The sequence below is a fragment of the Micromonospora sp. WMMB235 genome, from assembly GCF_001855515.1.
GTDB lineage: Bacteria > Actinomycetota > Actinomycetes > Mycobacteriales > Micromonosporaceae > Micromonospora > Micromonospora aurantiaca.
The window spans coordinates 1,684,556-1,697,880 of record NZ_MDRX01000001.1 but is presented as its reverse complement, the minus strand read 5'-3'; the positions used below and the strand labels follow the sequence as shown (position 1 = coordinate 1,697,880).

The following is a 13,325-nucleotide window of genomic DNA, read 5'->3' as shown; positions in this document are numbered from 1 at the left end:
CCGGGCGGGCGTAGCCGTTCTACCTCCGTCACGAGGAGGCAGTCGATTGAAAGCCGAAGACGAGCAAGCGTTCCGCGAGTTCGTGACGTCACAGATGGCGTCCCTGCGCAAGCTGGCGTACATGACCTGCGGCGACTGGCACGCCGCGGAGGACGCCGTGGCAAACGCGCTGGTCAAGCTCTATCCACGCTGGCGGAAGCTGGAGCGGCCCGATCTCTACGTCAAGACCATGGTCTACCGGGCCGCGATCGACGAGACCCGCCGGCCCTGGCGGCGCGAGCGGTCGGCTGGCGACGCCATGCCGGACGCCGCGGTGCGGGACACGGCGGCGGTGACTGACGAGCGGATGCGCCTGCGGGCGGCGCTCGAAGCCGTCCCGGCGGGACAGCGGGCCGCCGTGGTGCTGCGGCACTACCTGGACCTGAGCCTGGAGGACACGGCCGCCGTGCTCGACTGCACGGTCGGCACGGCCAAGAGCCAGGTCTCCCGTGGGCTGGCGAAGCTGCGCGAGTCCCTCGGCGGCGAACACCTCAATCTCACCGGCAGGCCGATGGAGGAGTGGACAAATGCAGTTGCGTGAACTGGTGGACGCCGTGACCGGCGACGAGCCGCCGATGGGCCGTACCGTCGACGACATCGTCGCGGCCGGGCGGCGCGCCGAGCGGCGCCGCCGGAACCGGTTCGCGACAGCCGGCGCGGCGGGCCTCGTCGCGGTGGCGGTCGCCGCCGCGATCACGGTGCCGACCCTGGACGCGAGGCGCACCGCCTCGGCGCTGTCCGAGGCGCCGCGTCCGGGCGTCAGCCCCTGGCCGGACGCCTCGCCGTTCACCTTCACCTTCACCGGGTACGACGCCGGCACGCTGCACGTGCAGGACCCGATCGTCGTGTCGACCGCGTACCAGATCGCCCCCGTCTACTCCGACCGGCACACCTCGAACGACAAGCCCGTCAGCCAGGACGAGGCCGAGGCGTTCGAGCAGGAGAGGACGGCCGCCGGGGCGAAGCCGACTCTGTGGGCGTACCTGACCGTCTACCGGCCCGGCGCCTTCGATCCGGCCGCGGTCAAGGACGGTCGGAGCGTCAGGGTGGCCGGGCGCAGGGCGGTGCAGGCGACGCTGCCGTTCGGCCTCGACCCGCGCAACCCGGTGGATCCGGGCAACAAGCTGTTCGCCTGGGAGTACGCCCACAACGCCTGGGCGGCCGTCACATCGATCTCCGGCGACGCGGCGACGCCGAGCTTCGCGGACCTGAGCGGCCTGGTCGCGGGCCTGAAGCCGGCCGGGCCGACGCCGGCGCCGCTGCCGTTCACTGTGGGCTACCTGCCGCGGGGTTACGTGCCGCTCCAGGTGGGCACGCACGCCATGCCCGGCCTGAGCGGCATCGCCACCGCCCGCGCCGGTGACTACGGCGGCGCGACGTACACCAGGCCGCCCCTGCGCACCTCGGGCCTGACCGCGCCGTTCGACTCGGTCGAGGGCGGGATCAGGGACGGGTTCCACATCTTCGTCACGCCGAGCACCAGCTCCAACCAGTCACCGGAGCCCGGTGCGACGAAGTGCTACCCGGGGGCGGCCCGCGGAGGCGGGTTCTGCAACATCTGGAGCGCCGACGGCACTGTCGTCGTCCAGGTCAGCTCCGAGGGCGTCGGCGGCCGGCTGCCCCAGGCCGAGCTGCTGCGGATCGCCGAGGGGATCACCGTCGCCGACGACGTGCGGGACGAGTCGACCTGGACTCCCGCCCCGGACGCCCTGACGCCCTGACCGAACCCGGTGGCGGTGGGAGCGGCCGGACCGCTCCCACCGTCACCGCCTGATCTACAGGAACCGCCAGCGCTGGTGCGCGGCCCCGGTGTCGTCGGCGAGGACCGCCTGCGCGCCCTGGGCGCCGGAGCCGCCGCTGAGCCCGAGCACCCGGCCGCCGTTCGCGCACTGGATGCGGAACCAGCCGCCTCCGCCGTGCCGCAGCCGCCACCTGTGGTCGACGGTGCCGTTGTCGGCCCACTGGACGATCCGGGCGCCGGCCGCTGTCGAGCCGCCCTCGACGCCCAGCACCTTGCCGCTGTTGCCGTTGCGCAGCCGCAGGTAGCCGCCGGTGTCCACGAGCGCGGTCCAGAGGTGGTCGGCGGTGCCGGTGTCGCCCCACTGGACGACCAGCCCGCCGTCCGCTGCGGACATGTTCTGCACGCCGAGCACCAGCCCGCTGCCGAGGTTCTGGATCCGCCGCGCCCCGTTGGGCAGGAACCGCCACTGGTTGTCCAGGCTGCCGTTGTCCGGATCCTGCACGGCGAACGCGCCCTGGGCGGTCGAGCCGCCGGAGATGCCGAGCAGCTTGCCGGTGTGGACGTTGCGCAGCTTGTGGCTGCCGTCGCCCACGTCGACGACGGTCCAGAGGTGGTCGGCGGTCCCGTTGTCCGCCCACTGGAGGATCCGGGCGTTGTCAGCCGTGGACATGTTCTCCACGCCCAGCACCTTGCCGCTGTTGACGTTGCGCAGCCGCAGCGCCGACCCGTCGACCACCAGCTGCCAGTCGTGGTCGGCGGTGCCGGTGTCGCCCCACTGGAGCGCGAGCCCGCCGTCGGCTGTGGACATGTTCTGGATGCCGAGCACCAGGCCGCTCGCCGCGTTGGCGAGCCGGAAGCTCGCCTCACCGCCGCCACCGCCCGCGCCGACCCGCCAGTAGACCGTGTAGTTGTGCCCGTGGGCGTCGTAGAACGGGCCGAGGTTGACGGTGGCGCCGTCGGCCCGGGCGGTGAACGCGAGACTGCCGGCGGCGGTGCGGGTCACCGAGCCGGGGTCCAGCGTCGGCAGGCCGCTCAACGTGGTGTTGCCGTAGTTGCCGGAGAGCACCACCGGCCCGTACGTGACGGCCTGCACAGCGGCGTCGTCGTTGGCCGCCACAGTGGTGACCCGCATCGGCAGCCGGACCGTGACCGTGTCGCCGGAGGTCCAGGCGCGGGTCAGGACGGCGTAGCTGCCCGGCGTGGCGGCGATGCCCGCCGCGACGCCGTTGACGCTGACGCTCGCCCCGCTGGTCCACGCCGGGATCCGGATCCGCATCGTCCACGACCCGGCCACCGAGCCGGTGACGGTGAGCGTGGTGGTGTCGCCGACCGGGTACGAGGTGGCCTGCGTGACGGTGATGCCGCGCTGGCTCCAGGTGAGCACCGAGGGCACGAACAGGTTGACGGTCAGCGTGGTGCCGTTGTGGAAGTAGATCGCGTCCGCCAGCGTCGTGTTGGTCTCCAGCCCGGTGCCCTGGCAGCACCAGAACGAGTTGTAGTCGGTGCTCCACGTGCCGCCGCCCCACGCCGGGCCGACACCGCGCCGCCCGCCCGGGTTGAGCGGGGTGAAGTACGTGACGTGGCCGTGCGCGTCGGCCGGGTTCTGCTGGCCGATCATGTGGTTGAGCAGCGCGCGCTCGTAGAAGTCGGCGTACGCGACCCGGTCCGGGTCGAGCTGCCAGAGTTCCCGGGTCAGCTTGAGCATGTTGTACGTGTTGCAGGCCTCGCACGTGTCGTTGCGCAGGTAGCCGGCGATCGCGTTGGGTGCCCGGAAGTGCTCGGCCTGGCTGTTGCCGCCGATGGCGTACGTGTGCGCGCCGACCGTGATGGCCCACGCGTTCGCGGCGATGTCCCGGTAGCGGGTGACGCCGGTGGCCTTGTACTCCCGGGCCGCGCCGATCCACTTGGGCACCTGCGTGTTGGCGTGCAGCCCGTTGAGCTGGTCGGAGTTGGCGGCGAGCGGGTTGAACACGGCGGCGTGGTCGAACCGCTGCGCGACAGTCAGCCACCGCCCGTCGCCGGTCTGCTGGTAGAGGTCGGTCAGCACCGCGTTCATGCCGCCGAACTCGGTGCCGAGCATGGCCTGCATCTGGGCCGAGGTGAGCCGGCCGGTGCGCTGGTCGACCCACCCGGCCAGCGCCAGCAGCACGTCCCGGGCCTGGGTGCTGCCGATCAGCCGCCACACGTCCAGCAGCCCGGCGAGCGTCTTGTGGATGCAGTAGTAGGGCACGTTGCCGTTGCTGAGCGTCCGCGCCTCCAGCGCGGTGAAGTCGGACTCCGGGAAGCCGGACAGGTACCCGGCGCTGAACCCGGCCGCGCCGTTGTTGGCCTGGCAGCGGGCCAGTTCGGCGACCATGGTGAGTGCCTTGTCCCGGCAGGTGGTGTCGCCGAGCACCGCCCACGCCTGTGCCCAGGCGGTCAGGAAGTGCCCCTGCATGTGGGTGCGGAACGGGAAGTTGGGCGCGTCCCAGCCGCCGTTGGCGGCGGCGCCGCCGGTGGACAGGCGGTGGTTGGCCCGGAAGTTGTAGAGCAGCCGGTTCACGTCGACGAAGCGCAGGTAGGCGACCGTACGGTTCTGGTTGTCCTGCCAGCGGCCGGCGGTCAGCCGTACCTGGCCGGGGTCGAACGCGTACGCGGACACGCCGATGTCGGGGCGGGCCGGTGGCAGCGCGGCGTGTGCCGTACCGCCTGCGGAGACGGACCCGGCGGCGGCGCCGGCGGTGGCCGCGACGGCTGTCGCGGCGGTCGTGCGCAGGAGGAATCGGCGGTTCACCAGGGGAGCGGGCATGGTGGCCTCCGTGGCGGGGGACGGTGGTGGTGGGGGACGGTGGTGGTGGGGGCGGTTACGCGGTGACCCGGAACGTGGCGTCCTGCCTGTCGATCGCGGGGGAGCCGGCGCCGAGCGGGTCGATGCGCAGCCGGTAGTCGTAGTGCCGCAGGTAGCGGGTGGGGAAGTTGTGCGAGCGGAACGACGACCAGGTGCTGTCCGCCAGGCCGGCGGTGCGGTGGAAGGTGGCGTCGGCGCGGAACGTGGCGGTGCCGTCGTTCGGGTCCAGCCGGACCGCGTAGTCGTAGTGCCGCAGGTAGTTGCCGGGGTAGTTGACCGACTCGAACGAGACGCCGGCGGAGTCGGCCAGGCCGGGGACCATGCGCCACATCTGGTCCTGGTAGGGGTCGAACGGGTACGCGTCGACGCGGGCGATCCGGTCGGCGTGCCGGACGTAGCGGTCGGGCAGGTTCGACGACTTGAGCCGCACCCAGTTCGGCGTGCCCCAGCGGTTGACCATTCCGGCGTACTCGGCGTCGCTGATGCCGACCATCGAGCCGTGCTTGGAGTTCAGCGGTGGGGTGTAGTCGCGCTGGTTCAGCGGCGTCCACGAGTTGCCCGCGATGGTCGTGGTGGACCAGGCGTAGTAGTCGTTGTTGACCGGGCTGAACGAGTCGCCCCACAGCCGCCAGCCGCCCTCGTTCGTGCGCAGCAGCAGCGGCGCCTCGATCGCGTTGCCCTGCCGCAGCCTGCTCGTGTACGTGGTGAAGCTGTTCGGTGCGCCGGTGGCGGACCGGGCGCCGTACAGGTACCCGTCGTCGAGGTTCTTGTAGTAGAGGTACGTGGTGCCGCCGTCGACCACCACGTCGCCGTCGAGCACGCCGAAGCCCGGGCTGAAGTAGACCTGCGGTGCGCTGACGGTGCGGAAGTCGCTCGTGTAGTTGACGAACAGCACGTCCCGGCCGTTGTTGGCGGAGTAGACGATGGCGTACTGGCCGCGGGCGGCGTCCCAGAACGCGGTCGGCGCCCACGTGTGGGTGTCCAGCGTGTGCATCCGGATGCGCCGGTAACCGGTGAACGCGGTCAGGTCGGTGGAGTCCCACACGTGCAGGTACTGGCTGGTCAGCCCCCAGTTGGTGCCCTTGAGGTCGGTGGCGAGCACCACGAACGTGCCGTCGGTCCTGCGCAGCACGAACGGGTCGCGCAGGCCGAGCTGCCCGGCGGTCGGGGTGACGACCGGGTTGTTCTGGTTCAGCGGGGTCCAGGTGAGGCCGTCCCGGCTGACGGCCAGGTGCAGGCCGTAGTCGGCGCCGAGACCGTTAGGCGTCTCGGTGAAGTAGGCCATGGCGTAGGCCGTGTTCGGCGCGGCGAGCGCGCCGCGGGGCAGGCTGAGCGCGCCGGAGGCGGCTGCAGCGGTGGACAGGGCACCGAGGGTGAACGCGCGTCGGGTCAGGGGCACGAGGGGCCCTCCTCTGCGGTGGGGATGACGTCCGCGTTAGCGCTAACAATCTCCCCTAGCCTGGCGTTCACATAGTCGTCTGTCAATCGAGTGGTGACGTTAACGCGCGCAGCCGCGGACCTCCCGCGACGACACCAGTCGTACCAGCCGGGGGAGTGGTCGCGGGGCGAACGCCGCAGGGCGGGCCGATCGTCGTCCCGGCCCGCCCCGCCCGGCTTCCCGGCGCCGCCCGCACGGCGGCGGGTCAGCGGTTGCGGTAGTGGTTCACTGCGAGCGCCGCGCCTGATGCGAGCGCCAGCGCGCCGAAGGCCGAACCGGCCCACGGGTTGCCCAGGACGCTCGACAGCGTCACGTTCGCCGCCACGCTGACGACGAGCACCAGCCAGAGCAGCGGGCGCATCCGGGTGACGGGCGTCGTCGCGGCGGTGTTCTCGGCGGTACGGTCCAGGTCGTTCACGGCTGCCTCCTCGGGTGACGTCCTTGCACCTCGACGCTAGGCGCGCGGCCGGCCGGGAACGATCCCGCCAGCACGACGACCGGGGTACAGCAGGCTGTACTTTCCGCGCCCGGACCTGACGGACGGCGACAGCGGTGACCTATCGTGGCGGCCGGGGGTGGGCCGGGGATGGAGTACGTACGCAGGCGGTTCCGCGCCGCGGTGGACGCGCTGGAGCACCTCGTCGGCGGGCTCGGCACCGCCGTGCTGGCGCTCGGCGCGCTGTTCGGGGCCGTCGTCGTGGCGGCGGCCTGCGTCGGCGGGGTCGGACTGCTGCTCGTACCCGGGATGCTGCGGGCGGTGCGGTCGGTGGCCGACCGCGAGCGTGCCCGGCTGTCCCGGTGGGGGCCGCCGATCCCGTCGCCCGGCCCGGTGCCGGCCGGGGTGCGCCCGGCGCTGCGCGACCCGGTCGTCCGGCGGGAACTGCGCTGGGTGGCCACCCACGGAACGCTCGGCTTCGGCGCCGGGCTGATCGCGCTCGCGCTGCCGATCTACGCCGTGCAGGACATGACGTTCCCGCTGTGGTACCGGCTGGTGCCGCCGGACGCCGGTGCGCCAGGGATCGGCTGGTGGCGCGTCGACGGACTCGGCGACGCGCTCACTGTCGGCGTGCTCGGCATCGGGTGGCTGGTGCTCGCGGTCGCGACCGGGCCGGCCCTGGCGCGGATCCAGGCCCGGCCGGGCCGCCGGCTGCTGCCCCCGCCGCCCGGGTTCGACCTGTCGCTGCGGGTCGCCGAACTCACCGCCACGCGGGCCGCCGCGCTCGACGCCCATGCGGTGGAGCTGCGCCGGATCGAACGCTCGCTGCACGACGGCACGCAGAACCGGCTGGTCGCGGTGAACGTGCTGCTCGGCGCCGCGCGGCGGGCGGTACGCCGTGACCCGGCCCGCGCCGACGAGATCCTGGAACGCGCGCAGAACGCGGCCGAGCAGGCGCTCGGTGAGCTGCGTACGGTGGTGCGCGGCATCCTGCCGCCGGTGCTCGGCGACCGGGGCCTGGCCGGGGCGCTCGACGGACTCGCCGCGGAGTGCGCGGTGCCGTGCCGCCTGTCGGTGGACGTCGACGTGCGCTGCGCGGCGTCGGTCGAGGCCACCGCGTACTTCGTGGTGGCCGAGGCGTTGACGAACGTGGTCCGGCACAGCGGCGCGAGCGCGGTGGAGGTCGCCGTGCGCCGGGAGGGGAACCGGCTGCTGGTGACCGTCACCGACGACGGGCGCGGGGACGCCGACGAGACGCGCGGCTCCGGGCTGACCGGCATCCGCCGCCGGGTCGAGGCGTACGACGGGCGGATGACGCTGACGAGTCCACCGGGAGGACCGACGAGGATGCACGTGGAGCTGCCATGCGGATCGTGATCGCCGAGGACGACGCGCTGCTGCGCGAAGGGCTGGCGCTGCTGCTGCGCGCCGAGGACCTGGACGTGGTGGCCACCGCCGGCACGCCGGGGGAGTTCCTGGCCGCCGTGGACGAGCACCGGCCGGACGTGGCGATCGTCGACGTGCGGATGCCGCCCACGCACACCGACGAGGGGATCGTCGCCGCGGTCGAGGCCCGCCGCCGCCTGCCGGGCCTCGCGGTGCTGGTCCTGTCCGCGTACGTCGAGCAGGCGTTCGCCACCGAGCTGTTCTCGGTCGGCGCCTCCGGGCTCGGCTACCTGCTCAAGGAGCGGGTGGGCCGGGTCGAGGAGTTCCTCGCCGCGCTGCACCGCGTCGCGGCCGGCGGCAGCGTGATCGACCCCGAGGTGGTCGGGCAGCTGCTCGCCCGCAACCGGCGGCCGGACACCGCGCTGGCCGAGCTGTCGCCGCGTGAGCACGAGGTGCTGGCGCTGATGGCCGAAGGGCTGGGCAACGGCGCGATCGCGGAACGGCTGTTCGTCACCGACGGCGCGGTGCACAAGCACATCCGCAGCATCTTCGCGAAGCTGAGCCTGCCGCCTGACGACCGCGCCGACCGCCGGGTCACCGCCGTGCTGCGCTACCTCGACGGCCGGCGGTAGACGCACGCACGTCCGCGCGCCGCCTCGCGGGAGGCGGCGCGCGTGCGGTGTCGAGGCGGATCAGCGGCGGGTGCCGCACAGGGCCGCGTCGACGGTGCTGGTGACCGCCTCCAGCATCTCCATGCTCGTCGGCAGCCCGGTCACCGCGACCACCGCGCTGCGCCCGTCCGTGGTGGACAGGTTGCGGGTCTGGAAGCCCTGGATGTCACCGCCGTGCCCCCAGGCGTGACCGCCGCAGGGCAGCTCGTGCCGGGCGATGCCCAGGCCGTACTCCCAGACGCCGCTGGGCTCGAAGTCGGGCGCCGGCACGGTACGCGTCAGGGCCGCCTGCTGGGCCGGCTTGAGCAGCCGGCCCGCCAGCAGCGCCTCGAAGAACGTGCGCAGGTCCGACGGCGTCGAGACGAGCTGGCCGGCGGCCCAGCCCAGCGACGGGTCCATCCGGGTCACGTCGACCCACGGCGCGCCGGGCTCCACCGCCACGTATCCGCGCGGCAGCCGGCCGGGCAGGTCCTGCTCGCCGGTCTGCGGCCAGTACGTGTCGCGCAGCCGCAGCGGCTCGATGATCCGCCGGGTGATCTCCTCGCCGACCGGGCGCTGGGTGACCCGCTCGACGATCAGTCCGGCCAGGACGAAGTTGGTGTTGCTGTACTCCCACTTCTCGCCCGGCGGGAAGTGCCGCGACTGGGTGAGTGCCTCGTCCAGCAGCCGGCGCGGGTCGAAGTAGTCGCTGCGCCGGTCCACGAGGTCCTGCGCCTTGCCGAACACCACGTCGTCGTAGTCGGGCAGGCCGCTGGTCTGCTGGAGCAGCTGGCGTACGGTGATCCGCCGCCCGTCGTTGCCGTTGGCGCGCACCAAGCCGGGCAGGTAGCGCTCGACGCTTGCGTCCAGGTCGATCCGGCCCTCGCCGACGAGCTGGAGGACGACCACCGCGGTGAACGTCTTGGTGTTGCTGCCGACGCGCACCCGGGCGTCGCGGGGGATCCCGGCGCCGGTGCGCAGGTCACCGACCCCGGCGGTGTAGTCGCGCACCCGGCCGTCGCGGCGTACGGAGGCCAGCGCCCCGGGGAAGCCGTGCTCGGCGACCAGGCCGTCCAGTCGCTGCTGGACGGCGTCGGCGGCCGGACGCCGGGCGTCGGTGGTGGTGGCGGACGCGGCGGGCACACCCAGCGCGGTGACGGTGAGCAAGGCCGCGGCGCCGACGGCCACCGGGAAGGTACGGCGGGTCATGGGAACTCCTCGACGGAGGTGAACGGGTACGACCTCAAGCCTCGGTGAACCAGGCACCGCGCTCCATACCGCCAGCTGCCGAACCGGGGTAGCGCTGGCACTACTTGATGGCGCCGGTGCCGCCGGTTAGGCTCCGCCCAGCGTCGCGTGCCGGTGGCAGACCGTGTCAGGCATGGAGGCGCCGGATCGAAGGGAGCACGACGATGACACTCGTCGTCCCTTCGCCCTCGCCTCATGGCTGAGGGCGAACAGACCAGGCTGGTGGCCTGGAGCCGCGAGATGCGCGCCGTTCACGAGCGGCTGCGCGAAGCGCTGGCGGTGACCCGGCGGGCGCTCGCCGACGGCGAGCCGGCCCGCCCGGCGACACGTGAGCTGCTGTTGTTCTGCCACGGGTTCTGCGCGGCGCTGACCGCGCATCACGAGGGCGAGGACCACAGCCTCTTCCCGGCGATCGCAGCGCGGCATCCGGAGCTGCGCGGCACGCTGGACCGGCTGCGGCAGGACCACTCGATGATCGGGTACCTGCTGACCGGGCTGAGCGCGGCGGTGGCCCGCGACGCCCCGCCCGGGGAACTGGCCCGGCACCTGGAGGGCGTGGCGGCGATCATGGAGTCGCACTTCCGGTACGAGGAACGGCAACTGCTCACCGTGCTGGAGACGCTCTCGCTGGACGCCGACCCGGGCGACGTGTTCGGGCCGTTGTGACCGCAGTCGCGGCCCGGCGGGATGCGCACCGCCGGGCCGCGACCGGTCCCTGTCAGTTCAGGCCGCAGGTGGCGAACCCGTCCAGGTTCGGCCGCTGCGCGCCGATCCGGTTGAACGCGATCTCGATGCGGTCGAGCGCCGCGACGCGCTTGCTGCGCAGCGGGCCGAGGATGGCGTTGTCGATGAACGCCGGTCCGCCCTCGGGGCGTACCGCGAGCCGGGCCAGGCGGGCGTCGGCCTCGGCGATCTGCTTGTCCAGCGTGGCCAGTTCGGCCTGCACCTGGCCCGCGGCCGCCGCCGGGACGGCGGGGAGCACGACGCGGGGGCAGTTGACGGTCCGCGCCGCGCCGCCGGCGTTACCGTTCTGGCCGCCCGCGTTGCCGTTCTGACCCCCGGCGTTGCCGTTGCCGGTCTGACCGTTGCCGTTCTGCCCGCCGGCGTTGCCGTTGCCGTTCTGGCCGGCACCGTTCTGGCCGGCGCCGCCGTTGACGGCGCTCGGCACGCCCGGGGCGTTGAGCGAGCAGGCCGCCAGCGCGTCCAGGTTAGGTCGCTGCGCGCCGATCCGGTTGAAGGCGATCTCGATGCGGTCGAGCACGGCGACGCGCTTGCTGCGCAGCGGGCCGAGGATGGCGTTGTCGATGAACGCCGGTCCGCCCTCGGGGCGTACCGCCTGCCGGGCCAGCCGCTCGTTCTGCCGGGCGATCTCCTGGTCCAGGTTGGCCAGTTCCCGTTCCACCTGGGCCGACGCCGCAGCGGGGACGGCGGGCAACTTGTCGCGTACGGTCGGGCAGTTCACGGTCTGCGCGGCGGCTGTGGTGGCCGGGCGGTTGTTCTCGCCCGCCGACGCCAGTTGCAGTCCGCCGGCGAACAACAGCGCCGCGAGGGTGCCCACCCCGCCGAGCTTCAGGACCGCGGTCTTGCGCGTACCCCTGGCCATGCACCTCTCCTCTGGTTGACCGGGAGGGCCGGTGCGGCGGGTGCCGCCCCGTCTCCACGGTGCGAAGTGACGACTGGAGGAATCGTGCTCGTGCCCGCTCCGGCATCGCGGTTCCGGCCGATGTTCCGGTCGGCAGTGGATACGGACGGCGCGTCGAGATCGTTCAGTGCGTACCGAGGTTTGACCGCATCGACGTCCGTCGTTAGGCTGCGCTGAAAGCGCTTACTGCGCGGGAGACGTGAGCGTTCGTGGGACGTCCGGGTATCAAGGCCCGCCCCCGACACCGACAGGGCATCGGTGCCGGCGCGGGCACGGCACCACCACCCGCAGGAGACCAGCATGATCAACCGACACCGCCGTACGGTGTTGTGGACGTCCGCCGCGGCGACGGCCGCGCTCGCCGCGTCCGGCCTGGCCGTCGGCGCGACCGCCGCGCAGGCGGCCGCCGGCTGCCGCGTCGACTACGCCGTCACCGCGCAGTGGGGCGGCGGCTTCACCGCCAACGTCAACCTGACGAACCTCGGCGACCCGCTCAACGGATGGGCCGTCACCTGGACGTTCGCCGCCGGTCAGACCGTCGCCCAGGCCTGGGGCGCCGAGATCACCGCCAGCGGCGCCTCGGTGCGGGCCGCCAACGTCAGCTACAACGGCAGCCTGGGCACCAACGCGAGCACGTCGTTCGGCTTCAACGGCACCTGGAACAACAGCAGCAACCCGGTCCCGACCTCGTTCGCCGTCAACGGTGTCACCTGCACCGGCGGCGTCATCCCCACCACCGGCACGCCGCCGACCAGCGCCCCGCCGAGCAGCCCGCCCCCGAGCACGCCACCCCCCAGCACGCCGCCCCCGAGCACGCCGCCGCCGACCGGCGGCGCGATCTACGCCGCGCCGAACGGCACCGCCGGGGCGGCCGGCACCCAGGCCAGCCCCACCACGATCGCCGCGGCGATCACCCGCGTCGGCGCGGGCGGCACGATCTACCTGCGCGGCGGCACCTACAACCTGTCCCAGACGGTCACCGTCGCCGCCGGCAACAACGGCACGTCGGGCGCCCGCAAGAACCTGTACGCCTACCCGGGTGAGACGCCGATCCTGAACTTCTCCGCGATGAGCGAGGACCCGGCCAACCGAGGGCTCGCGCTGAACGCCTCGTACTGGCACGTGCGCGGGATCGTAGTGGAGCGGGCCGGTGACAACGGCATCTTCGTCGGCGGCAGCAACAACATCATCGAGCGGACGGTGACCCGCTTCAACCGCGACACCGGGCTGCAACTGTCCCGGATCGCCTCCAGCACGCCCCGCGACCAGTGGCCCGCCAACAACCTCATGGTCAGCGTGGAGTCGCACGACAACGCCGACTCCGACGGCGAGGACGCCGACGGCTTCGCGGCCAAGCTCACCGTCGGCGGCGGCAACGTCTTCCGGTACGCGGTGTCGCACCACAACATCGACGACGGATGGGACCTCTACACCAAGTCCGACACCGGCGCGATCGGCACGGTGACCATCGAGGACTCGCTCGCGTACAGCAACGGCACGCTGAGCAACGGCACGCAGAACGGCAACGGCGACCGCAACGGCTTCAAGCTCGGCGGCGAGGACATCGCGGTGAACCACACCGTCCGGCGCACCATCGCGTACCGCAACGGCAAGCACGGGTTCACGTACAACCGGAACCCGGGCACCATGACGATCTCGAACAACCTGAGCATCGACAACACCGAACGCAACTTCTCGTTCGACGCCGGCACCTCGGTGTTCCGGAGCAACACGTCCTGCCGCTTCGCCGGCAGCGGCTCCAACGACAAGACGGTCGGCAACGTGGACGGCTCGAACCAGTTCTGGTCCGGCAGCAACGGCTCCCGCTGCTCCACGTACTCCGGAGCCCTCGCCTGGTCCTTCACCGGCGACGGCCGCCTCACGGTGACCCTCGGCGGCCGCCCCGTCTCCCTCTGAC

Annotated in this window: 11 protein-coding genes; 6 read left to right on the top strand and 5 right to left on the bottom strand. The window is 72.7% G+C overall.

The genetic code is table 11. The features are described from left to right. The first annotated feature begins 46 nt into the window (after window positions 1-46). Both BFV98_RS07365 and BFV98_RS07360 read left to right on the top strand, forming a co-directional pair. Window positions 47-580, top strand: coding sequence for a SigE family RNA polymerase sigma factor (locus BFV98_RS07365; protein ID WP_030268774.1), 534 nt, complete (start codon window positions 47-49; stop codon window positions 578-580). Next, window positions 567-1,760 (top strand): hypothetical protein, encoded by a 1,194-nt coding sequence (locus tag BFV98_RS07360; protein ID WP_030268776.1) that lies wholly within the window; start codon window positions 567-569, stop codon window positions 1,758-1,760. Before BFV98_RS07365 ends, BFV98_RS07360 begins: the two co-directional genes overlap by 14 nt. Window positions 1,761-1,814: 54 nt before the next feature. On the opposite strand, the gene BFV98_RS07355 is transcribed toward BFV98_RS07360, so the two are convergent. From BFV98_RS07355 to BFV98_RS07345, 3 genes are all read right to left on the bottom strand, one after another. Next, the gene (locus tag BFV98_RS07355; RefSeq protein ID WP_071095571.1) at window positions 1,815-4,568 is read right to left on the bottom strand and encodes a beta-L-arabinofuranosidase domain-containing protein; all 2,754 of its coding nucleotides are present in this window, start codon (window positions 4,566-4,568) and stop codon (window positions 1,815-1,817) included. Between the two features lie 55 nt (window positions 4,569-4,623). Beyond that, complete coding sequence (locus BFV98_RS07350) at window positions 4,624-6,006, bottom strand: glycoside hydrolase family 43 protein (RefSeq protein ID WP_071095569.1); 1,383 nt, start codon at window positions 6,004-6,006, stop codon at window positions 4,624-4,626. 244 nt (window positions 6,007-6,250) lie between these two features. Then, window positions 6,251-6,463 carry a hypothetical protein gene (locus tag BFV98_RS07345; RefSeq protein ID WP_013285733.1) on the bottom strand — a complete coding sequence of 71 codons (213 nt, stop codon included), beginning with the start codon at window positions 6,461-6,463 and terminating at the stop codon, window positions 6,251-6,253. A gap of 168 nt (window positions 6,464-6,631) precedes the next feature. Here BFV98_RS07345 and BFV98_RS07340 point away from each other — a divergent pair, with 168 nt between their 5' ends. Next, entirely contained in the window at window positions 6,632-7,858 is a 1,227-nt protein-coding gene (locus BFV98_RS07340) for a sensor histidine kinase (RefSeq protein WP_071095568.1), read from the top strand. Beyond that, the gene (locus tag BFV98_RS07335) at window positions 7,846-8,499 is read left to right on the top strand and encodes a response regulator transcription factor (RefSeq protein ID WP_030268785.1); all 654 of its coding nucleotides are present in this window, start codon (window positions 7,846-7,848) and stop codon (window positions 8,497-8,499) included. Before BFV98_RS07340 ends, BFV98_RS07335 begins: the two co-directional genes overlap by 13 nt. 60 nt (window positions 8,500-8,559) lie before the next feature. Here the strand turns inward: BFV98_RS07335 and BFV98_RS07330 are convergent, their stop codons facing one another. Continuing rightward, entirely contained in the window at window positions 8,560-9,726 is a 1,167-nt protein-coding gene (locus tag BFV98_RS07330; RefSeq protein WP_071095566.1) for a serine hydrolase, read from the bottom strand. Window positions 9,727-9,960: 234 nt separating this feature from the next. On the opposite strand from BFV98_RS07330, the gene BFV98_RS07325 reads away from it, so the two are divergent. Beyond that, window positions 9,961-10,431: a hemerythrin domain-containing protein gene (locus BFV98_RS07325; RefSeq protein WP_013285737.1), complete on the top strand. Its 471-nt coding sequence runs from the start codon at window positions 9,961-9,963 to the stop codon at window positions 10,429-10,431. Window positions 10,432-10,483: 52 nt separating this feature from the next. Here BFV98_RS07325 and BFV98_RS07320 read toward each other — a convergent pair whose 3' ends face one another. After that, window positions 10,484-11,368: a hypothetical protein gene (locus BFV98_RS07320; protein WP_071095564.1), complete on the bottom strand. Its 885-nt coding sequence runs from the start codon at window positions 11,366-11,368 to the stop codon at window positions 10,484-10,486. A gap of 339 nt (window positions 11,369-11,707) precedes the next feature. Here BFV98_RS07320 and BFV98_RS07315 point away from each other — a divergent pair, with 339 nt between their 5' ends. Next, window positions 11,708-13,324: a cellulose-binding domain-containing protein gene (locus tag BFV98_RS07315; protein WP_071095562.1), complete on the top strand. Its 1,617-nt coding sequence runs from the start codon at window positions 11,708-11,710 to the stop codon at window positions 13,322-13,324. Window position 13,325: the final 1 nt, after the last annotated feature.

Excerpts from the sequence above, each read along its gene's own strand:
- BFV98_RS07360 (WP_030268776.1), top strand. The coding sequence starts at position 567 with ATGCAGTTGCGTGAACTGGTGGACGCCGTGACCGGCGACGAGCCGCCG.
- BFV98_RS07335 (WP_030268785.1), top strand. The coding sequence starts at position 7,846 with ATGCGGATCGTGATCGCCGAGGACGACGCGCTGCTGCGCGAAGGGCTG.
- BFV98_RS07330 (WP_071095566.1), bottom strand. The coding sequence starts at position 9,726 with ATGACCCGCCGTACCTTCCCGGTGGCCGTCGGCGCCGCGGCCTTGCTC.
- BFV98_RS07320 (WP_071095564.1), bottom strand. The coding sequence starts at position 11,368 with ATGGCCAGGGGTACGCGCAAGACCGCGGTCCTGAAGCTCGGCGGGGTG.
- BFV98_RS07340 (WP_071095568.1), top strand. The coding sequence starts at position 6,632 with ATGGAGTACGTACGCAGGCGGTTCCGCGCCGCGGTGGACGCGCTGGAG.
- BFV98_RS07355 (WP_071095571.1), bottom strand. The coding sequence starts at position 4,568 with ATGCCCGCTCCCCTGGTGAACCGCCGATTCCTCCTGCGCACGACCGCC.
- BFV98_RS07315 (WP_071095562.1), top strand. The coding sequence starts at position 11,708 with ATGATCAACCGACACCGCCGTACGGTGTTGTGGACGTCCGCCGCGGCG.
- BFV98_RS07325 (WP_013285737.1), top strand. The coding sequence starts at position 9,961 with ATGGCTGAGGGCGAACAGACCAGGCTGGTGGCCTGGAGCCGCGAGATG.